The 19,664-nt window shown below is 76.1% G+C and carries 20 protein-coding genes and 1 pseudogene; 12 read left to right on the top strand and 9 right to left on the bottom strand.

From position 1 onward, the window contains the following. Window positions 1-57 precede the first annotated feature (57 nt). The gene (locus ACI796_RS11750; protein ID WP_456941411.1) at window positions 58-1,098 is read left to right on the top strand and encodes a GGDEF domain-containing protein; all 1,041 of its coding nucleotides are present in this window, start codon (window positions 58-60) and stop codon (window positions 1,096-1,098) included. Window positions 1,099-1,124: 26 nt separating this feature from the next. On the opposite strand, the gene ACI796_RS11745 is transcribed toward ACI796_RS11750, so the two are convergent. Then, window positions 1,125-2,234, bottom strand: a complete 1,110-nt coding sequence (locus ACI796_RS11745; RefSeq protein WP_456941410.1) for an NAD(P)/FAD-dependent oxidoreductase — start codon at window positions 2,232-2,234, stop codon at window positions 1,125-1,127. Between the two features lie 81 nt (window positions 2,235-2,315). Between ACI796_RS11745 and ACI796_RS11740 the strand changes: the two genes are divergently transcribed. Continuing rightward, a complete protein-coding gene (locus ACI796_RS11740) occupies window positions 2,316-2,876 on the top strand; it encodes a mycothiol transferase (protein WP_456941409.1) in 561 nt (186 codons plus the stop codon). Between the two features lie 26 nt (window positions 2,877-2,902). On the opposite strand, the gene ACI796_RS11735 is transcribed toward ACI796_RS11740, so the two are convergent. After that, on the bottom strand, window positions 2,903-3,472 hold the full coding sequence (locus ACI796_RS11735) for an LOG family protein (RefSeq protein ID WP_456941408.1): 570 nt from the start codon (window positions 3,470-3,472) through the stop codon (window positions 2,903-2,905). Between the two features lie 10 nt (window positions 3,473-3,482). After that, on the bottom strand, window positions 3,483-3,941 hold the full coding sequence (locus ACI796_RS11730) for a MaoC family dehydratase (protein WP_456941407.1): 459 nt from the start codon (window positions 3,939-3,941) through the stop codon (window positions 3,483-3,485). 93 nt (window positions 3,942-4,034) lie between these two features. On the opposite strand from ACI796_RS11730, the gene ACI796_RS11725 reads away from it, so the two are divergent. Next, on the top strand, window positions 4,035-4,514 hold the full coding sequence (locus ACI796_RS11725; protein WP_456941406.1) for an NUDIX domain-containing protein: 480 nt from the start codon (window positions 4,035-4,037) through the stop codon (window positions 4,512-4,514). A 2-nt stretch (window positions 4,515-4,516) separates the two neighbouring features. Here the strand turns inward: ACI796_RS11725 and ACI796_RS11720 are convergent, their stop codons facing one another. Next, a complete protein-coding gene (locus ACI796_RS11720) occupies window positions 4,517-5,320 on the bottom strand; it encodes an endonuclease/exonuclease/phosphatase family protein (protein WP_456941405.1) in 804 nt (267 codons plus the stop codon). A gap of 163 nt (window positions 5,321-5,483) precedes the next feature. Here ACI796_RS11720 and ACI796_RS11715 point away from each other — a divergent pair, with 163 nt between their 5' ends. The 4 genes from ACI796_RS11715 (at window position 5,484) to ACI796_RS11700 (ending at window position 8,217) form a co-directional block, all read left to right on the top strand. Continuing rightward, window positions 5,484-6,230: a hypothetical protein gene (locus ACI796_RS11715; protein ID WP_456941404.1), complete on the top strand. Its 747-nt coding sequence runs from the start codon at window positions 5,484-5,486 to the stop codon at window positions 6,228-6,230. Window positions 6,231-6,268: 38 nt separating this feature from the next. After that, the gene (locus ACI796_RS11710; RefSeq protein ID WP_456941403.1) at window positions 6,269-7,159 is read left to right on the top strand and encodes a 1,4-dihydroxy-2-naphthoyl-CoA synthase; all 891 of its coding nucleotides are present in this window, start codon (window positions 6,269-6,271) and stop codon (window positions 7,157-7,159) included. 11 nt (window positions 7,160-7,170) lie between these two features. Further along, window positions 7,171-7,503, top strand: a complete 333-nt coding sequence (locus ACI796_RS11705; protein ID WP_456941402.1) for a hypothetical protein — start codon at window positions 7,171-7,173, stop codon at window positions 7,501-7,503. Between the two features lie 117 nt (window positions 7,504-7,620). After that, complete coding sequence (locus ACI796_RS11700; RefSeq protein ID WP_456941401.1) at window positions 7,621-8,217, top strand: TetR-like C-terminal domain-containing protein; 597 nt, start codon at window positions 7,621-7,623, stop codon at window positions 8,215-8,217. Between the two features lie 28 nt (window positions 8,218-8,245). Here the strand turns inward: ACI796_RS11700 and ACI796_RS11695 are convergent, their stop codons facing one another. Next, complete coding sequence (locus ACI796_RS11695) at window positions 8,246-8,932, bottom strand: TetR family transcriptional regulator (protein ID WP_456941400.1); 687 nt, start codon at window positions 8,930-8,932, stop codon at window positions 8,246-8,248. A gap of 206 nt (window positions 8,933-9,138) precedes the next feature. On the opposite strand from ACI796_RS11695, the gene ACI796_RS11690 reads away from it, so the two are divergent. Further along, a complete protein-coding gene (locus ACI796_RS11690; RefSeq protein ID WP_456941399.1) occupies window positions 9,139-10,251 on the top strand; it encodes an NDMA-dependent alcohol dehydrogenase in 1,113 nt (370 codons plus the stop codon). An 11-nt stretch (window positions 10,252-10,262) separates the two neighbouring features. Here the strand turns inward: ACI796_RS11690 and ACI796_RS11685 are convergent, their stop codons facing one another. From ACI796_RS11685 to ACI796_RS11670, 4 genes are all read right to left on the bottom strand, one after another. Continuing rightward, on the bottom strand, window positions 10,263-11,231 hold the full coding sequence (locus ACI796_RS11685) for a glucosyl-3-phosphoglycerate synthase (protein WP_456941398.1): 969 nt from the start codon (window positions 11,229-11,231) through the stop codon (window positions 10,263-10,265). Between the two features lie 81 nt (window positions 11,232-11,312). Then, complete coding sequence (locus ACI796_RS11680; RefSeq protein ID WP_456941397.1) at window positions 11,313-13,469, bottom strand: phage holin family protein; 2,157 nt, start codon at window positions 13,467-13,469, stop codon at window positions 11,313-11,315. Further along, a complete protein-coding gene (locus tag ACI796_RS11675) occupies window positions 13,466-14,107 on the bottom strand; it encodes a DedA family protein (protein ID WP_456941396.1) in 642 nt (213 codons plus the stop codon). Before ACI796_RS11675 ends, ACI796_RS11680 begins: the two co-directional genes overlap by 4 nt. Then, complete coding sequence (locus ACI796_RS11670; RefSeq protein ID WP_456941395.1) at window positions 14,104-14,913, bottom strand: MBL fold metallo-hydrolase; 810 nt, start codon at window positions 14,911-14,913, stop codon at window positions 14,104-14,106. The genes ACI796_RS11675 and ACI796_RS11670 overlap by 4 nt, the downstream gene beginning before the upstream one ends. Window positions 14,914-15,031: 118 nt before the next feature. On the opposite strand from ACI796_RS11670, the gene ACI796_RS11665 reads away from it, so the two are divergent. The 4 genes and pseudogenes from ACI796_RS11665 to fdh all read left to right on the top strand — a co-directional run bounded on the left by ACI796_RS11665 (window position 15,032) and on the right by fdh (window position 19,664). After that, complete coding sequence (locus ACI796_RS11665; protein ID WP_456941394.1) at window positions 15,032-15,292, top strand: hypothetical protein; 261 nt, start codon at window positions 15,032-15,034, stop codon at window positions 15,290-15,292. Between the two features lie 24 nt (window positions 15,293-15,316). After that, window positions 15,317-15,703, top strand: a complete 387-nt coding sequence (locus tag ACI796_RS11660; protein ID WP_456941393.1) for an MmcQ/YjbR family DNA-binding protein — start codon at window positions 15,317-15,319, stop codon at window positions 15,701-15,703. A 108-nt stretch (window positions 15,704-15,811) separates the two neighbouring features. Beyond that, entirely contained in the window at window positions 15,812-16,288 is a 477-nt protein-coding gene (locus ACI796_RS11655) for a hypothetical protein (RefSeq protein WP_456941392.1), read from the top strand. An 85-nt stretch (window positions 16,289-16,373) separates the two neighbouring features. Then, a pseudogene (gene fdh, locus ACI796_RS11650) lies at window positions 16,374-19,664 on the top strand (formate dehydrogenase).

Below are 19,664 nucleotides of genomic sequence, written 5' to 3'. Positions count from 1 at the left end.
CTCACCCCTGCGGGTGGCTCGGCTCATCCGGGGGACCCCGGGTGCCGAAGAGGGGGTGTGGCCATCCCCCGGGGACTGAGAGCCCGGCAGCCGCGTGCCGCCGCCCGCTCGCTGGTCCTCGTGCTGGGCATCTCCGCGGGCGCCCTCGCCGCGGTCAACGGCTTCGGTGCGAACGCCGCCTCGCCGCTGACCCTGGCGGCGTGCTGGGTCGTCGTCGCCCTCCTCGTCGCGAGCGCCGTCGCGTGCCGCCGTCTCGCGCCCGAGCGGCTCGACCGCCGGGGCGTGTTCCCCCTCCTCGGGGTGACCGGGGTCCTGCTGGTCGCCGGGCTGAACCTCGTGACCGAGGACCCGTCGGCCGGCGCCCAGGCCTTCCTCGCCTTCCCGGTGCTGTGGGCGGCCGCCCACCTCCGGCGGGCGGCCGTCACGGTGGTCACGGCGCTGGCCGTGGCGGCGAACGCCACCGTGCTGCTGCACCTGGTGCCGGTCGAGAACGCGGTCAGCGACGCCCTCCTCCTCGGCACCGTGCTCGCCGTGGTCGCCGTGATGCTGGAACGGGCCGGCGCGGTGCAGGAGCGGCTGGTCGAGGCGCTCGAGCAGCAGGCCACCGTGGACACCCTCACCGGCCTGGTCAACCGCCGGGTGTTCGACGACGCGCTCGCCGTCGCGCTCACCGGCCCCGCCGGCGCCGACGGCACCGCCCTGCTGCTGCTCGACGTCGACTCGTTCAAGCAGATCAACGACGAGCACGGCCACCCCGTCGGCGACGACGCGCTGGTCCACCTGGCCGGGATCATCCGGCGGCAGATCCGCGCCGGTGACGCCGTCCTGTCCCGGCTCGGCGGCGACGAGCTCGCCGTCCTGCTGCCCGGGTGCACGTCCGAGGTCGCCGTCGCCCGCGCCGAGTCGGTGCTCGGGACCGTGCTGTCCACGCCGCTCACGCTCCCCGACGGCAGCCTGCTGGCGATGTCGGTGAGCGTCGGGGTGGCGCACGCCCGCGGCGCCGCGGTCGGGATGCGCGAGTTCTACGCCGCCGCCGACCGGGCCCTCTACCGCGCCAAGCGCGCCGGCCGCGGCCGCGTCGAGGTCGCCCCGGCCTGAGGAACCGACAGCGCTAGGAGGGCTCCTCAGCGCAGGTGCCGGGCCGCGGCCGCCAGGGTGCGGGCGGTGAGCCGGCCGTCGGCCAGCCCGAGCGCCACGACGTCGTCGAACACCCGCTGGTCGGCCGCCGCCGCACGGAACGCCGCGTCCATCACCCGCGGCCAGCGGCTGACCCACGACGCCACCGACGCCGACCGGTGGTGCGCGCCCAGCCGGCGCCGCAGCGCCCGCCGGTGCACCGCGCCCGCGGCCGCCCCCGCCGACGCGGCCGCGCCGGCCAGCGCCCCGGACAGCACCGCGTAGAAGATCCCCTCGCCGGTCATCGGGTTGACCAGCGACGCCGCGTCGCCGGCCAGCAGCACCCGCCCGTCGGGCTGCCGCGGCCGGCCGGTGGACAGCGGCAGCCGGTGCGCCCGCAGCCCCTCCGGCTCGACCCCGGGCAGCAGCCGCTGCAGCCCCTCCACCAGCGCCGCCCGGGTGGCCCCGCCGGAGACCAGCTCGCCGTAGCCGACGTTGGCCCGCCCGTCGCCGAGCGGGAACGACCACGCGTAGGCCGGCCAGCGCTGCTCGGTGGTCACGAGCACCTGCATGCCGGCCCGGCCCGGCAGCTCGGGCGCGTAGCCGCGCAGCGCCACCGCCATCCGGTCGTCGGCGTTGCGCGGCAGGCCCAGCGCCCGCCGGACGACGGACTCCGCGCCGTCGGCCCCGACCAGCACCCCCGCGGTGAGCACCCCGTCGACGTCGACGCCGTCCGGTCCCGGCGTGACCCGGCGGACGGCGTGCCGCCGGAACCCCGCGCCCGCGTCGAGCGCCGTGCCGAGCAGGCGGGCGTCGAACACCGCGCGCGGCACCACCGACGACGGCCGGGGCGTGGCCCGCTCCACCGCCGCCCCGCCGGGCGAGCGCAGGGACAGCCGCGGTGCCGGCGCGTACCCGGCGGTCAGCGCGGCGGCGTCGGCGCCCAGCCCGGCGAGCACGTCCAGCGCCTCGGGAGCGATGCCGTCGCCGCAGACCTTGTCGCGCGGGAAGTCGGCCCGGTCGAGGACGAGCACCGAGGCGCCGTCGCGCCGCGCGGCCAGCGCCGCCGCCGCGCCCGCCGGGCCGCCCCCGACCACGACGACGTCCCAGCGCTCCACGGGGGCGACGCTAGGCAGCGCTGCCGCCGGCGGCCAGCCGGGCCCTGTCCCGCCGCGCGATCCCGGCGCAGGATGGCCCGCGTGACCGCACCCGCCGAGCACGACCTGCTGCTGCGCCTGCTGGCGAACCAGCGCACCGCGCTGCGCAACGCCCTGTACGGGCTCACCGAGGAGGAGGCGCGCGCCACCCCGAGCGCCAGCGAGCTGTCGCTGTCCGCGCTGCTCAAGCACGTGACCCAGGGTGAGCGGGCGAACCTCGCCGGGCGGGTCGGGCGCCGTCCGCACGCGGTGGAGGGCGATCCGCAGGCCGAGTGGATGGCCGGGTTCACCGTCGCACCCGGCGAGACCGTGGAGGTCCTGCTGCACCGGCAGGCGGAGGTTGCGCGCGAGACCGAGGAGGTCGTGCGCGCCGAGCGCGACCTGGACCGGGTGGTCGAGGTCCCCGACGGCGTCGCGCGCTGGCTGCCCGACGGCACCGTGTTCAGCGTCCGCTGGCTGCTCCTGCACCAGATCGAGGAGCAGGCCCGGCACGCCGGCCACGCCGACGTCATCCGCGAGTCGATCGACGGCAAGGGCGCCTGGCAGCTGGAGGCCGAGGCGCAGGGCATCACCGGCCCGAGCTGGGACCGCGCCCGGGGCTAGGGCGGCCAGGGCTGGGGCGGCCAGGGCTAGGGCGGGGTGGGCGCCCACTTCCGCGGCGGGTGCTCGTAGCCCTCGACGAAGGCGAGCAGCCCGGCCGCGTCGGTCACCACGCCGAGGGCGTCGAGCCGGCGCCGCTCGAGGTAGCCGTCGTCGGCCATGCGCCCCAGCTGGGCCCGCAGCGGCGCCCAGAACCCGTCGACGTCGAGCAGCACCACCGGCTTGGCGTGCAGGCCGAGCATCCCCCAGGTCCAGGCCTCGAACAGCTCCTCGAGCGTGCCGGCGGCCCCGGGCAGGGCGACGAAGGCGTCGGAGAGCTCGGCCATCCGCGCCTTGCGCTCGTGCATGGAGGTCACGACCTCCAGCCGCGGCAGGCCGGGGTGGGCCAGCTCGTCGTCGACCAGGTGCTGCGGGATCACCCCGACCACCTCGCCGCCGGCGGCCAGGGCGGCGTCGGCGACGACGCCCATCAGCCCGACGTGCCCGCCCCCGTAGACGATCCCGACGCCGGCCTCGGCCAGGCCCGTGGCCAGGTCCGCGGCGGCCTTCCGGTGCGCCTCCGGCCCGGGCCGGCTGCCGGTGAAGACGGCGATCCGCATGCGCTGGTGGCTAGCCGCCGTAGTAGCGGTAGACCGGCTCGGCGATGCAGGCCGGCTTCTCGCTGCCCTCGCGCTCGACGACGGCGGCGAAGGTCAGCTGCAGCCCGCCGGCGACCTGCTCGACGTCCTTCAGCGTCGCGGTGAGCCGCACGCGGGAGCCGACCGGCACCGGCGAGGGGAAGCGCACCTTGTCCAGGCCGTAGTTGACGCCCATGGCGGTGTCGCTGACCACGAAGACCTGCGCGAACAGCGGCACGAGCAGGGACAGCGTGAGGTAGCCGTGCGCGATCGGCCCGCCGAAGGGGCTCTCGGCCTTCGCCCGCTCGACGTCGACGTGGATCCACTGGTGGTCGCCGGTGGCGTCGGCGAAGGTGTCCACCCGGTCCTGGGTGACCTCGAACCAGTCGCTGGTGCCCAGCTCCTCGCCGATGAGGCCCGAGACCTCGGCCATCGTCGTCGTGGTCGCCATGCGGGGTGCCTCCGTCGTCGTCGCCGGTCGTCCTGCCGGATCCTGCCAAAGCGGTCCACCGGCCCGCGGCCCGGCTGCGGTTCACTGGTCGGCGTGCCGACCCTCCGTCTGACCCCCACCGACGGCTGGACCACCTGCTCCCTGGGGCACCGGCACTGGGGGCGGGCCGGCGCGGCCGGCCTGCTGGTGCACCGCGACGGCGGCGACGGCCCCGAGCTGCTGCTGCAGCACCGCGCCCTGTGGTCGCACCACGGCGGGACGTGGGGGACGCCGGGCGGGGCGCTGCACCTGGACGAGACGCCCGAGCAGGGCGCCCTGCGGGAGGTCGAGGAGGAGCTCGGGCTGGCCGCCGCGGACCTCGTGCTCGGCGCCCGCTCGGTCGACGACCACGGCGGCTGGGCCTACACGACCGTCCTGGCCCGCCCGGTCGGCGACCTCGACCCGTCCCGGCTGCGGCTGGACGGCGAGAGCACCGGCGTCGCGTGGGTGGCGCTGGCCGCGCTGCACCAGGTCACGCTGCACCCGGGGCTCGCCGCCTCGCTGGACCGGCTGCGGCCGCTGCTCGCCGCCTGAGCTCAGCCGACCGTCACGGTCAGCGCCCGGTGGTCGCCCACGCCCAGCCGGCGGGCGGCGGCGTCCCGGGCGGTCACCCCGCCCAGCGCGAGCAGGTGGTCCAGCTGCAGGCGCGGCCCGTGCGCCGGGAAGCTCGCCTCCCGCACGAGCGCGGTCGCGCCGAGCAGCCGCGCCGGCACCCCGCCGGGCAGGTTGAGGTCACCGGCGACGACCACCGGCCCCGGCAGGGACGCCACCCAGCGGCGCAGCCGCCGCAGCTGCCGCACCGCCGTCGGCGGCGAGAACGACAGGTGGGTGGCCACCACGGTCAGCCCGTCCAGGCAGGCGGCGACGGCGACCCGCGGCTCGTCGGGCACCCACCACAGCCGCGGCCGGCCGGTGGCGGGGTCCGGCGCCCGCAGCGGCAGCCGGGCGCGGCCGGACCCGAGCCCGAGCACCGCCCAGTCCCGCACCGGGCGGCGGGCCAGCAGCGCGACGCCGTACGCGGGACCGTCCGCCGCGTGCTCGGGCCCGCGCAGCGCGGGTGGGTCGGCGGCGGCCCAGGTCCCGCGGAACGGGCTCGGCGTCCCGGTGAGCGTGGCCGCGTGCCGCCAGTCGACCGCGGCCAGCGCACCGGCGAGCACCGCGGCCTGGTCGGTGCCGCCCGAGCGGGGCTGGCCGGCGTCGACCTCCTGCACGGCGAGCACGTCGACGTCGAGTCCGGCGACCGCCGCGGCCAGCGCGGCGGGGGCCAGCGTGCGGCCGTCGGTACCGCGGCCGGAGGCGAGGTTGAGGGTGCCCACGCGCAGGGCGGCGCCGTCGGGCACGGGCCCGACGCTAGCGGCGGCACGTCGCTCGTGCGCAGTACTCGGCTGGCAGCGCAACCGCGGGGCTGGTACCTCGTTGTACCGAAGGTGTGAGAGCAGTCTCACCACCTCGGCGGAGAGGGGTCGACCCATGGGCGCGCGGCACCGCGCAACGGATGACGTCGTGGCGGGGGACCGGGCGGCGGCCGGGCCGGCGCCCGAGACCGCGGGGCAGCGCTTCTGCTGGCGCGTGCTCATGTCCTTCGCCGTCACCGGGATCGTGGTCGCGCCGTTGATGGCCACGGCCGGCACGGACGCCTCCGGGGCGGTGGCCGCCGACGGCGGCACGGGCGTCTACTCCGACGACCCCGCGGTCGCGCAGCCCTCGACCTACGCCCGGCTGACGCCGTCCTTCGGTGTCCCCGGCACCCCCGACGGCTTCCTCTTCCCGGGCTTCGGGACCACGGCCTCCTCGTCGCAGCGCGCCACCGGCGGGCCCGCGTCCCCGGCCGGGCTGACCGGCATCGCCGGCTCGGTCGCGGCCGCGACGGCCGGTGCCGCCGCGCCCGCCGCGCCCGCTCCCGCCGTCCCCGCCGCTGCTCCGGCGCCCGCCGCCCCGGCCGCTCCCGCGGGTGGCCGCGCCCCCGCCGGCTCCGGCTCGTCGGGCGGGACGGGTCCGTCCGCCGGCACGACGGCGCCCGCGGCCCCCGCAGCCCCCGCGCCGGCCCCGGCGCCACAGCCCTCGCCTCCGGCCGTTCCGAGCGCACCAGGCCCGCTCGACCAGGTCGTCGAGCAGACCACCGGCACCGTGGGTCAGGTCGTCGAACAGACCACCGGGACGGTCGAGAGCGTGCTCGACCAGACCACCGTGACGCTGGAGAGCACCGTCGACGGCGTGACCGGCGGACTCGGCCTCGGCGGCGGCAGGTAGCCGCTGCCCGGTCCCGGGCGCGCGGATAGGTTCCTGTCATGAGCGCCCGCGACGACGTCTCGGAGATCTTCGACAGCGCCGCGTGGCAGCCGGTCGACGGGTTCGACTTCGGCGACATCACCTACCACCGCGCCGTCGACGCCGGCGTCGTCCGGATCGCCTTCGACCGGCCCGAGGTGCGCAACGCGTTCCGCCCGCAGACCGTCGACGAGCTCATCACCGCGCTCGAGCACGCCCGGCTGGCCACCGACGTCGGCTGCGTCCTGCTCACCGGCAACGGCCCGAGCCCGAAGGACGGCGGCTGGGCGTTCTGCTCCGGCGGTGACCAGCGGGTGCGCGGGCGTTACGGCTACGAGCACGAGGTGGGCCGCAGCAGCGGCCGGCTGCACGTGCTGGAGGCGCAGCGGCTGATCCGGTTCATGCCGAAGGTCGTCGTCTGCGTCGTCCCCGGCTGGGCCGCCGGCGGCGGGCACAGCCTGCACGTCGTCAGCGACCTGACGCTGGCCAGCGCCGAGCACGCGCGGTTCAAGCAGACCGACGCCGACGTCGGCAGCTTCGACGGCGGCTTCGGCTCCGCCTACCTCGCCCGCCAGGTGGGCCAGAAGTTCGCGCGCGAGGTCTTCTTCCTCGGCGAGGAGTACTCCGCCGAGGACGCGCACCGCATGGGCATGGTCAACCGCGTCGTCCCGCACGCCGAGCTGGAGCGCACCGCGCTGGACTGGGGCCGGCGGATCGTGGCCAAGAGCCCGACCGCGCAGCGGATGCTCAAGTACTCGTTCAACCTGATCGACGACGGCCTGGTCGGCCAGCAGTTGTTCGCCGGGGAGACGACCCGGCTGGCCTACACGGCCGAGGAGGCCGTCGAGGGCCGCGACGCCTTCCTGGAGAAGCGCGACCCCGACTTCTCCCGCTTCCCCTGGCACGTCTGAACGGAGGACCCGTGATCGTCGAGGTGGTGGGCGGCGCCGACGAGCGCCCCGAGGTGCGGGTCGTCGACACCGACGACCTGACCGGGCTGCACCTGGCCCTGGGTCAGGTGACCGACGAGGAGGCCGACGAGGTGCTGCGCGAGGCGGGCCTCGGGCGGCTGCAGGACGACGGGACCGGCCTGCTCGACGCCGCCGCGCTGCGGGCCGCCGCCGAGCCCGACGCCGACGTCGCCGACTGGGGCGAGCGCTGGGACCGGATGGTCGAGCAGGCCCGCGACCAGGGCTGGGGAAGCGACGACGGCGCCACCCTCCAGGTGCACGTCGAGGGCGCGGCGGGCGCCTGAGACGGAGGTCTCGGCGGACCGGTCGGGTGACGATACGGCCCCGGTCGTTGTGGTCACTCCACTGACAGGTCAGGATGAGACCGTGCGCAACCTGATGTCGTGCGAACGAGTTCGCTCGTGAGTGGCACCCCCGGCCGCCCGCTGAGCGCCGAGCTGTCCGAGCAACTGGTCGCCGTTGCGGTCGACATCCTCGCCGACGAGGGCTGGGGCCGGCTCAACAGCGACCGGGTCGCGGCCCGGGCGCGCGCGGGAAAGGCCGGCATCTACCGGCGCTGGCCGTCGATGGCGGCGCTGGCACGGTCGGCGGTCAGCCGCTTCACCCTGGTCCACGCTCCCGAGGACGAGGGCTCGATGCACGCCGACCTCGTCGCCCTGGTCGCCTCCTGGCGCCGGCCGCTGTCCCGCGAGGAGCGGGCGGTGGCCAGCCTCGTCGGTGCCGCCCGGCACGACGAGGACCTGCGCGCCGGGCTCGAGGCCGCCCTGGTACGCCCGCTGACCGAGGCCGTCGAGGTGCTGGGCGAGCGCTGGGCCGCACGGGGCGAGGAGGTGCCGGCCGAACGGCTGGCGCTGCTGCGCTCGGTGCTCGAGGCCTTCTGGTGGCAGCGGCTCACCGCGGCCGGCGACGGCGGGATGGTCGCCGACCGCGTCGAGCAGGTCGTCGACGACGTGCTGCTCCCGATCGTGGTCCCGTCCGCGGAGCCCGCCCGCCGCTGACGCCGGCCCCGGGCGACCGGGGAGCGGGTCAGACGGCGCGCAGGGCGCGGGTGGTGTCGTCCGCCAGCGCGGAGCTCACCAGGTTCGCCTCGTAGCCGGAGAGCAGCCGCTCGGCCAGCGCGCGCGTGGCCGCGGCGACCTCGGCCGCCTGCTCGGGTGCCGGCATCGGCGAGCGCGGCTGGGTGACCAGGATGCGCGTGACCGCCAGCCACGTGGCGGCGACCACCGCGGCCGCCGTCCGCGGGTCGGCGGGGACAGGGCGCTCGGGGCAGGGGCCGGTCCAGGCCTCGATGAGGGCCTCGCGCAGCCGGGCCTCGGCGGTGTGGTGCAGTTCCCGCTCGGAGGCCTGCAGCGCCGGGGAGCGGTCGAGGTCGGTGACGGTGCAGCGCCCGGTCGGGTCGGCCAGCCGCTCGACGAAGCGCCCCACCGAGGCGACCAGGTGCTCACGCAGCGCGGTCAGCGCGGACACCCCGGCGGGGCGCTCCCGCACGGCGGCCGCCGGCCCGTCCACCCACGGCGTCCGGTCGGCCCAGTAGAGCTCCTCCTTGGTCGTGAAGTGGTTGAAGACCGTCTGCACCGCGACGTCCGCCGCGGCGGCGACGTCGGCGATGGTCACGGCGTCGAAGCCGCGCTCGGCGAACAGTCGCTGGGCCGTCTCGCGCACGTGGGCGCGGGTGAGGGCCTTCTTCTGGGCCCGGCGGGACTGATCACTCACGGTGCGAAGGGTAGCAACGCTGCGTTGCTGGTCTCGTGGAAACGGAACGACATCATCCGGTCGGGGCGGGCCGCCGGCCGCCGCAGCCGCAGGTGGCACCGGGTGCCACCCCGCCGTCGGTCGCCGTCGCACCGTGGGGTTGGCTGGACGCCGAGACGACGGCGTCCGCGCGGGCGGGTGCCGGGCCAGAGGAGGGTCGGGGACCGGTGAGGACGCGGGGAGCGGTGCTGCGCGGGGCGGGCACCGAGTACGAGATCGTCGACCTCGAGGTCGTGGACCCCGGCCCGGGTGAGGTCCTGGTCGAGATGGCCTACGCCGGGCTGTGCCACTCCGACGAGCACCTGCGGCACTCCAACCCCGGCGGGCGGTACCCGATCGTCGGCGGCCACGAGGGCTCCGGCGTCGTCCTGGCGGTCGGGCCCGGTGTCACCTCCGTCGCGCCCGGCGACCACGTCGTCACGAGCTTCCTCCCCGCGTGCGGGCACTGCCGGTACTGCGCCACCGGCCGCTCCAACATCTGCGACGCGGGCGCCACCATCGCCATCGGGCAGCTGCCCACCGGCACCTATCCCTTCCGGCTGGACGGCGAGCCGCTGGGCGGGTTCTGCATCGTCGGCGCCTTCGCCCGGCACACGGTGCTCAGCGAGTTCTCCTGCGTGCGCATCGACCCGCACCTGCCGCTGGACACCGCGGCGCTGCTCGCCTGCAGCGTGCCCACCGGCTGGGGGTCGGCGGTCTACTCCGGCGGCACCCGCCCCGGTGACGTCGTCGTGGTGGTCGGGCTGGGCGGCGTCGGTGTCAACGCCGTCCAGGGCGCGGTGCACGCCGGCGCGGTGCACGTGATCGGCGTCGACCCGGTGGCGATGAAGCGGGAGTTCGCGGAGTCGCTGGGGGCCACGCACACCGTGGCCGACGCCCGCGAGGCCGCCCAGCTGGCCCGCGAGCTGTCCCGGGGCACGGGCGCCGACGTGGTGGTCGTGACCGTCGGGAAGATGTCGGCCGAGGTGATGGCCGGGGCGTCGGCCTGCCTGGGCAAGGGCGGCACGCTGGTGCTCACGGCGCTGGCCGACCACCCCCGCGAGGGGCACGTGGACCTCAACGGGCAGATGACCACGGTGTTCGAGCACCGCGTGCAGGGCTCGCTGTTCGGCTCGTGCAACCCCTTCCGCGACATCCCGATGCTGGCGCGGATGGCCGAGGAGGGGCGGCTGGAGCTCGGCCGGCTGGTCACCCGGCGGTACACCCTGGACGAGCTGAACCAGGGCTACCGGGACCAGGCGGCCGGCGAGACGGTCCGGGGCCTGCTGGTCCACGGCTGAGCGGCGGGGTGTCAGACCGCCCCGGCGCGGGAGGTCCGGTACCCGGGGACGGTCACCATCGGCGGCCGCTCGTCGACGGCGACCGGCGTGCTGACCGGCAGGAAGCCGCTGCCGTCGGCGCGGAACTGGGTGAGCAGCCCGCCCGCGCCGGACCGGCCGCTGCGGGCCAGCACCGTCGAGACCACCTGGCCGGCCATCCGGCCCAGCGCCTCCTGGTCCTGCGAGGTGTGCCGGCGCACGCCCAGGTCGACCTGCGCCAGCCCGTGCAGGCCCAGCAGCCCGAGCAGGTCGACCAGCAGCCCCACCTCCACGCCGTAGCCGGAGACGAAGGGCACCTGCTCCAGCGCCTCGCGCCGGCCGGCGTACTCCCCGCCCAGCGGCTGCACGAAACCCGCCAGCTCCGGCCACAGGGCGTTGAGCAACGGGCGCGCGGTGAGCTCGGTGACCCGGCCGCCGCCCGCGGGCGTGATGCGGCCGTCGACCTCCAGCGGCCGGGCGTAGCAGCCCTTGACGTAGCCGACCTGCGGATCGGTCAGCAGCGGCGCGAGCAGCCCCGGCACGTAGTGCGCCACGTCGCCGAGCAGGTCGGCGTCGAGGAAGACCAGCAGGTCGCCGGTGGTGGCCGCGAGCGACTTCCACAGCGCCTCGCCCTTGCCCGGCCGGCTGCCGTGCGCGGGCAGCACGTCCGCGGCCGCGACGACGTCGGCCCCGGCGGCGCGGGCGACCTCGGCGGTGCGGTCGGTGGAGTCGGAGTCGACGACGACCACCTCGTCGACCAGCGGCACCAGCCGGACCCAGTGCGCGACCAGACCGGCGACGATCCCGCCGACGGTGGACTCCTCGTCGCGCGCGGGGAGGACCAGGCTCACCCGGTGGCCGCCGCGGCGCTTGGCCCGCAGCAGGCCGAGGACGTCGACGTCCCCGATCGAGCGGACGGCGGAGGTGCGGCCGGAGAACCAGGCGGCGGCGTCGGGTCGCATCGCCCCACTCTCCAGGAGGCCCCCGGCGCGCCGCCACGGGGCGGGCCGGTGTTCACGTGGCCGTAGCCGGGCGTTCCGCCGTCAGACGCGGCTGCGGTCGCGCAGGGCCGCGGGGCTGTCCGGCCCCACCTGCGCGCCGGCGCCGTCGGGCTCCGGGTGACCGAGCTCGGTCAGCCAGCCGCGCAGCACCCGGTGCAGGTGCTCGGCCCCGACGATCTCGCCGGGCGGCGTCAGGACCCGGGGGTGGGCGAGGAAGCCCCGCTGCTGCGGGCCGCCGAGCCCGCCGTGCGACCCGACGTGCGGCTCGAACGGCGAGGCCTCGTCGGTGTCCGGGTCGTAGCGGCTGTTGACCATGACGTCGGGGCAGTGCGGGAACGTGGACACCCGCGCCACCAGCGCGGGCGCGTGCTCGCCGTAGCCGGCCAGCGGGTCCTCGCCGACCACGACGCCGGTGGCCAGCCGGTGCAGGCCGTCGCGGCCGAGGACGACCGGCCCGTGCTCCTCGGAGTGCACCAGCACGAAGCCCACGCCGTCGTGGTCGACCAGCGCCGGCAGCAGCTCGGGCCAGTGGTGCTCGATCTCCTCCAGCGGCACCCGGCCGGGCAGGTCGGGGAACGAGACGCCGGCGGTGTGGCCGGAGACGACGACCACCACGCCCGGCGCCACCCGCGCGACCCGGGCCGGCTGCCCGGACGGCGTCCCGTGCGCGTGCTCGCCGGCGCCGGCGGACACCACCCGCTCCCGCAGCCGGCGGGCGATGAACCCGGGCCCGGACGCCACCTCGGCCAGCGCGCTGGTCACCTGCCAGCCCTCAGCCGGGCGGCGGCTGTCCCGCGGCTCGGCCCCGCGCCGCCCCGGCTCCGGCGTGCCGCCGCAGTGCCGGCCGACGAAGGACTCGATCGTCTCGCCGAACCGCTGCGCGAAGGCCTCGCCCTGGGTCTGGCCGTGGTCGGACAGCAGCACCACGTGGTACGGCCGCGGGGCGAGCTCGCCGGCGCGGGCCAGCCGGCCCACCTGCTGGTCGATGCTGCGCAGCACCTCGAGGGTGTCGAAGCGCTCGACGCCGCTGTGGTGGGCGACCTCGTCGTAGCCGAGGAAGTCGGCGTAGACGGCCGGGCGGCCGGCCATCATGTCCTCGAGGACGGCCGCGACGACGACGTCGCGGGCGATGACCGTCGTCCCCGGCCGCGCCAGCGGGTAGATGCCGCCGCGGCTGACCCGGGGCCGCACGTCGGCGCGGCGCTGCCGGGCGGCCGCGGACAGCTCTCGGTAGACGTCGGCCAGCGAGACGCCGAGCGTGCGCAGCGCGTTCACCGGGTTGGCGAAGTACGCGTAGTAGCCGGCGCCCACCCGCTCGCGCCGCCGTCCCGACCGCCGCGGTACCACCAGCGGCAGCGCGCTCATGGTCAGGCTGACGTGCGGGGCGTCGCCGGTGAACAGGTTGCCGCGGCTGGCGCCGCCGCCGGCCAGCAGGCCGCGGCCGTCGGAGTGCCGCCGCTCCACCTCCGCGGCGTCGGTCGGGTGGGAGACCGCGACGACGTGGTCGCGGTCCTTCTCGTAGTAGCGGAACCCCAGGACGTCGTGGTTGGAGCCGTGCAGGATGCCGCAGACCGAGGCGCCGGTCTGCGAGCTCCAGTCGGTGTGCCACGAGGTGAGCGCGTGGCTGCCCGACCGCAGCCACGCGGCCAGGGTGGGCATCGACCCGTCGCGGACCGCGCGCCGGACGGTGTCGGCGCCCAGCCCGTCGATCTGCAGGAACAGCACGCCCGGCGGGCGGGGCCCGGCCGCCGAGGCGTGCGGGGCGCGGCGGCGGGCGCGGCGGAAGAAGAGCTCGTCCTCGTCGATCGCCAGCGCGCTGCTCACCACCGCCGTCACCGCCGCCATGGCGACGACGACCAGGGTGGCGGTGCCCAGGTCGGTGACCACGACGCCCGGGATCGCGAAGGAGACCGCGAGCACCCCGGCGCCCAGCAGCAGGAAGCTGCCCAGGCCGAGGGTGAACAGCGCCAGCGGCAGCGCCACGCGCATGACCAGCGGCCAGACCACGCCGGCGAGCAGGCCGAGCAGCAGCGCGGTCAGTGGCGGCTGCCACCAGGCGGGCATCGCGAAGCCGGCGAGCCAGCGGTCGAGGACGACGAGGGCGAGCGTGGCGAGCACCCAGGTGAGCAGCACCCGGGCCGGTGCGCGCCCGCGGCCGAGCACCCGGCCGTGCTGGTCCGCCCGGGGAGTGCGCGTCACGCCGGACCGCACGACGTCGGGCTGCCCTCGTCCTCCGGCTGCCGCTCCGGCTCGGCGTGCCGCCGGCGGCGGGACCCGACCAGGTTGAGGACCGCGCCGACGACGAGGACCAGCAGCGTCGCCACGAGGGTGGCGATCAGCGGGCTGTCGAAGATCCCGCCGCTGGCCACGCCGAGCAGCGCGTAGGCGACCGCCCACAGCGACGCGGCCAGCAGCGAGGCGGGCAGCAGCCGCCGCCACGGGTAGGCCAGCGCGCCGGCGGCCAGCAGCACGGGGATGCGCCCGGCGGGGAGCAGCCGCCCGGCCACGATGATCTGCCAGCCGTGCCGGCGGAACTGCCCGCGGACCTCCTCGATGCGGTCGGCGTGCTGCCCCCGCGCCACCCAGCGCACCGCGGCCGGCCCGCCGAAGCGGCAGACGGCGAAGGTGGTGACGTCGCCGAGCCAGGCACCGAGGGCGGCGACGACGAGCACCGCGACCAGGTTGAGCTCGTGCGCGGTGACCGCGAACGCGGCGGCGGCGCCGACCAGCGGCCCCGTGGGCACCACCGGGACGATCGACCCGAGCAGCACGCCGCCGAACAGGACCGGGTAGCCCAGCGACCCGTCGGTCCAGGCGGCGGCGAGGGTGGTGCTCATGCCGCGTCCGCCACGGCGGGGAGCGCGACCGGCCGGCCGGGCTCGGGGACGACGACGGTGGTGGGCAGCCGGCGGGCGGCGACCGCCTCCGCGAAGGCGAGCGGCGGCTCGGACAGCAGCCGGCGGTAGCGCCCGGCCAGGCCGGGGAGCGTGGTGCCGCCGCGGACGGCCAGGGTGCCCCAGTGCACCGGGACCGCGACCTGCGGGCGCACGCGCGCCACCGCCTCCGCGGCCCGCCCGGGGTCGAGGTGGCCCGGGCCGAGCGTGGGACCCCAGCCCCACACGGGCACCAGCGCGACGTCGACCCCGCGGTCGCCGATGCGGGTCATGCCCTCGAACAGGTCGGTGTCGCCGCAGGCGTAGACGCTGGACCCGGCGCCCTCCAGCAGGTGCCCGACCGCGACCGTCTCCGGGCCGTGCGTCAGGCGCGGGCCCCAGCGGTGGCCGCTGTGCACCGCGGGGACGGCGGTGACCCGCAGGCGGCGGTGCACCAGCGACTCCCCGGGGGCGAGCTCGTCCACCCAGCGGACGCCGCGCGAGCGCAGCCACGCGCCGGCGCCGCGCGGCACGACCACGCGGACGTCGTCGTCCAGCAGCCGCAGGCTGGGCAGGTGCAGGTGGTCGGCGTGCAGGTGGCTGACCAGGACCAGGTCGGCGTCGGCCCAGGCGGCCGGGGACGGGAGGGGGACGACCCGCCGCAGCGGGCCGAGGGAGCGGGTGAGGACCGGGTCGGTGAGCACCGTGGACCCGGCCAGCTCGACGCGGACGGTCGAGTGGCCGATCCAGTGCAGCCCGGGACCCTCCACGCGGCCAGTATCGACCCGGGCACCGACGGGCCCGGGGACGCCGCTCCCCGTCCGGGGCAGCGGGCCCGGCGCGCCGCTCCGGGTGCGGCGGGGACGGATGCGTTCCACCATGCCTCCCATGACCTCAGCGGGGGCCCCGGGGTTGCCACGGCCGGCGCAGGACCTGTCCGGCGAGCTGCGGCGCATGGCGCTGCACCTGGAGACGGCGGCGGTGCTGGAGCTGCGCGCCCAGCGCACCACCGACCCGGTGCAGGTCGTGGTGCTGCGCCGGCGCGCCGAGCAGCGACGGCAGGAGGCGGCCCGCCTGCGGGAGCGGCTGGCCGCCTGCGGCGTGGCCCTGCCGCTCGGGCAGCGGGCGCCGGGCGCGGCCCCCGCGTGACCCGGGGGCGCTAGCGTCGCGTCCGTGGCCACCTGGGCGGACGTGCGGCGGCTGGCCCTCGCGCTGCCCGGGACGACGGAGGGCACCTCCTACGGCCGGCCGTCCTGGGAGGTCGGCGGCCGCGCCTTCGTCTGGGAGCGCCCGCTGCGCCGCGCCGACGTCGAGCACCTGGGGGACGCCGCACCGGAGGGCCCGGTCCTCGGCGCCGCCGTCGCCGACGAGGGCGTCAAGCACGCGCTGGTCGCCGACGACCCCGCCGTCTACCTGACGACGCCGCACTTCGACGGGTACGCCGCCGTGCTGGTGCGCCTGGACGCGATCGACGTCGCCGAGCTCGGGGAGCTGGTCACCGAGGCGTGGCTGGCGAGGGCGCCGGCCCGGCTGGCGCGCGAGTTCCCCGCCGGGCGGTAGCCCCTCCCGGTACCGGGCGGTACGGCGCCGCGCGCGGACCCCTGGCCGGGCGGTTCCGGGTCTGGCATGTTCCGCCGCCGTCCCGAACCCGTGATCACAGGAGATCCCGTGCGTCTGCGCCCCCTCGTCGCCGGCACCGCCCTCGCCGCGACGTCCGTCCTCGCCCTCGCCGCCCCCGCCGCCGCGGCGCCCAGGCCCGCCTACGAGGCCGACGTCGTCGGCGTCGTCCAGGTCGACCGCGGTGACCGCACCGTGGCGCAGGTCCAGGTCCGCTACCGCTGCGCCGCGGGTGAGGACCTCGGCCTGTGGGTGTCGGTCAAGCAGACCGCCGACCGCACGGCCGACCCACACCTGGAGCAGGAGGGCAGCAGCGGCATCTCCGCGGCGTGGAGCCAGAGCCACGGCAACTCGTTCACGTGCGACGGGCGCACTCGCGTGGGCACCTTCACCGTCGACCACCTGGAGTGGGGCTTCGGCGAGCTGGCCCGGGGCGAGGCCTACGTCCAGTTCTGCCTGACCGACCCCCACGCCCCCGGCCCGGAGGGCCTGCTGCTCAGCCACAACGAGTTCGTGCACGTGCGCTGACCCCGGCGGACGCCGCGGTACCGGCACGACCGGTACCGCGACGTTCCGCGCGCCGGATCGCGCCGGGAGTGGCAGAGTCCACAGGGTGAAGACCTGGCTCGACGCCTGGCCGGTGTTCCGGCAGCTGACCGGCCCCGATCCGCTCGGGCGCGGCAGGGCCGCGCGAAGCAAGGCGACGGAGGACGTGGTGAGCCGCACGGCCACCGCCGACCGCGTCGTCCAGAGCGTCTGCCCGTACTGCGCCGTCGGCTGCGGGCAGCGGATCTTCGTGAAGGACGAGCAGATCGTCCAGATCGAGGGCGACCCGGACTCCCCGATCAGCCGCGGCCGGCTCTGCCCCAAGGGCAGCGCCAGCAAGTCGCTGGTCACCAGCCCGACCCGCGTGACGACGGTCAAGTACCGCCGGCCGTACGGGACGGAGTGGGAGGACCTCGACCTCGACACGGCGATGCACATGATCGCCGACCGCGTGCTGGAGGCCCGGCGCAAGGGCTGGCAGGACGAGAACGACGGCAAGCGCGTGAACCGCACCATGGGGTTGGCGAGCCTCGGAGGGGCGACCCTCGACAACGAGGAGAACTACCTCATGAAGAAGCTGTACAGCGCCCTGGGCGCCATACAGATCGAGAACCAGGCGCGCATATAGCACTCCGCCACGGTGCCCGGTCTGGGTGCCTCGTTCGGTCGTGGCGGTGCCACGAACTCCCAGGAAGACCTCGCGAACTCCGACTGCATCGTCATCGAGGGTTCCAACATGGCCGAGTGCCACCCGGTGGGTTTCCAGTGGGTGAGCGAGGCCAAGGCGCGCGGCGCGAAGGTCATCCACGTCGACCCGCGGTTCACCCGCACCAGCGCGATCGCCGACCTGCACGTGCCGCTGCGCATCGGCACCGACATCGCGTTCCTCGGCGGGCTGATCAACCACGTCCTCACCCACGACCTGTACTTCGAGGAGTACGTGGTCGCCTACACCAACGCCGCGGCGCTGGTGCGCGAGGACTTCGTCGACGCCGAGGACCTCGGCGGCCTGTTCTCCGGCTTCGACCCGGAGAACAACACCTACGACGAGTCCAGCTGGCAGTACGAGCCGGAGGAGCCGCCGCACTCGGGCTCCGACGACCCCGCCGGGGCCGCCGCGCAGGACGAGCTCGAGGACCACCCGCAGATCCGGAAGACCGACAAGGCGCAGGCGGCCGGCAGCGGTGGCCCCCCGATCGCGGCCAAGCCGAAGCGCGACGAGACGCTGCAGCACCCGCGGACGGTCTTCCAGGTCCTCAAGCGGCACTTCGCCCGCTACACCCCGGAGATGGTGGCCGAGGTCTGCGGCATCGAGCCGGAGGTGTTCCTCCAGGTGGCCCGCTGGGTCACCGAGAACAGCGGCCGCGACCGGACGACGGCGTGGGTGTACTCGGTGGGCTGGACGCAGCACAGCGTCGGCGCGCAGTACATCCGCACCTGCTCGATCCTGCAGACGCTGCTGGGCAACATCGGCCGTCCCGGCGGCGGCATCCTGGCGCTGCGCGGGCACGCCAGCATCCAGGGCTCGACCGACGTCCCGACGCTGTACAACCTGCTGCCCGGCTACCTGCCGATGCCGCACGCGCTGCAGCACCAGTCGCTCGACGACTACTGCGCCGACGCCGCCGGCAAGGCCGGCTTCTGGGGCAACAAGCGCGCCTACATGACCAGCCTGCTCAAGGCCTGGTGGGGCGACGCCGCGACGCCGGAGAACGACTTCGCCTTCGGCTACATGCCGCTGATCGACGGCGACCACAGCTCCTACCGCCAGATCAAGGACATGATCGAGGGGAAGATCTCCGGCTACTTCCTGGTCGGCGAGAACCCCACGGTCGGCCACCCCAACGGCCGGATGAACCGGTTCGGACTGGCCAACCTCGACTGGCTGGTCGTCCGCGACCTGCAGATGATCGAGTCGGCGACCTTCTGGAAGGAGTCGCCGGAGATCGAGACCGGCGAGCTCGCCCCGGAGACGATCGCCACCGAGGTCTTCTTCGTGCCCGCGGCGTCGCACGCGGAGAAGGAGGGGACCTTCACCCAGACCCAGCGGCTGCTGCAGTGGCGGCACAAGGCCGTCGACCCGCCGGGCGACGCGAAGAGCGACCTGTGGTTCTACTTCCACCTCGGCCGCATCCTGCGCGAGCGGCTGGCCGGCTCGACCGACCCGCGCGACCGCCCGCTGCTCGACCTCACCTGGGACTACCCGACGCACGGTCCCGACCAGGAGCCCAGCGCCGAGGACGTGCTGCGGGAGATCAACGGCGTGGGCCCCGACGGGCGTGCCGTCTCCGGGTACATGGAGCTGAAGGACGACGGGTCGACGTCGTGCGGCTGCTGGATCTACTCCGGCGTCTACGCCGACGAGGTCAACCAGTCCGCCCGCCGCAAGCCCGGCCGCGAGCAGGGCCAGGTCGCCTCCGAGTGGGGCTGGGCGTGGCCGTACAACCGGCGCATCCTCTACAACCGCGCCTCGGCCGACCCCGACGGCAGGCCGTGGAGCGAGCGCAAGAAGTACGTCTGGTGGGACGAGGAGGCCGGCCGCTGGACCGGCGCCGACAACCCGGACTTCGAGGCGACCAAGCGGCCGGACTACGTGCCGCCGGAGGGAGCCCGGGCGCAGGACGCGATCGGCGGCGCCGACCCGTTCATCATGCAGGGGGACGGGAAGGCGTGGCTGTACGCGCCCGCGGGCGTCGTCGACGGGCCGCTGCCGACGCACTACGAGCCGGCGGAGTCCGTCGTCGAGAACGCCCTCTACAAGCAGCAGGCGAACCCGACGATCGAGCGCATCGAGGGCCCGTGGAACCGGGAGAACCCGCCGCTGAGCCCGGTCTTCCCGTTCCAGGTGACCACCTACCGGCTCACCGAGCACCACACGGCCGGCGGGATGAGCCGGACGCTGCCCTACCTGTCGGAGCTCCAGCCGGAGTTCTTCGTCGAGGTCAGCCCCGAGCTGGCCGCGCTGCGCGGGCTGGTCAACGGGGAGTACGCCACGCTGGTCAGCACGCGGACGGCGATCGAGGCGAAGGTGCTGGTCACCGAGCGGATGCGCCCGATCCGGCTGCGGGACGGCCAGGTCGTGCACCAGATCGGGATGCCCTACCACTGGTCCTACGGCGGCATCTCGACCGGCGACTCGGCCAACGACCTGCTCGGGATCGTGCTCGACCCGAACACCCACATCCAGGAGGACAAGGTCAGCACCGCCGACATCGTCCCGGGACGGCGCCCGCGCGGGCCCGAGCTCATCGAGTTCGTGGAGGGCTACCGGCGCCGCGCGGGCGTGGGGTCGGGGCGGGTCGGGGTCAACGGCCGCGACCCGGTCGCCGCCGAGGCCGGCGAGGGATCCCAGCAGTGA

The sequence above is a fragment of the Geodermatophilus sp. SYSU D00525 genome, from assembly GCF_054050475.1.
The sequence above is the reverse complement of the archived record's forward strand: the minus strand, read 5'-3'. Positions and strand labels throughout refer to the sequence as shown.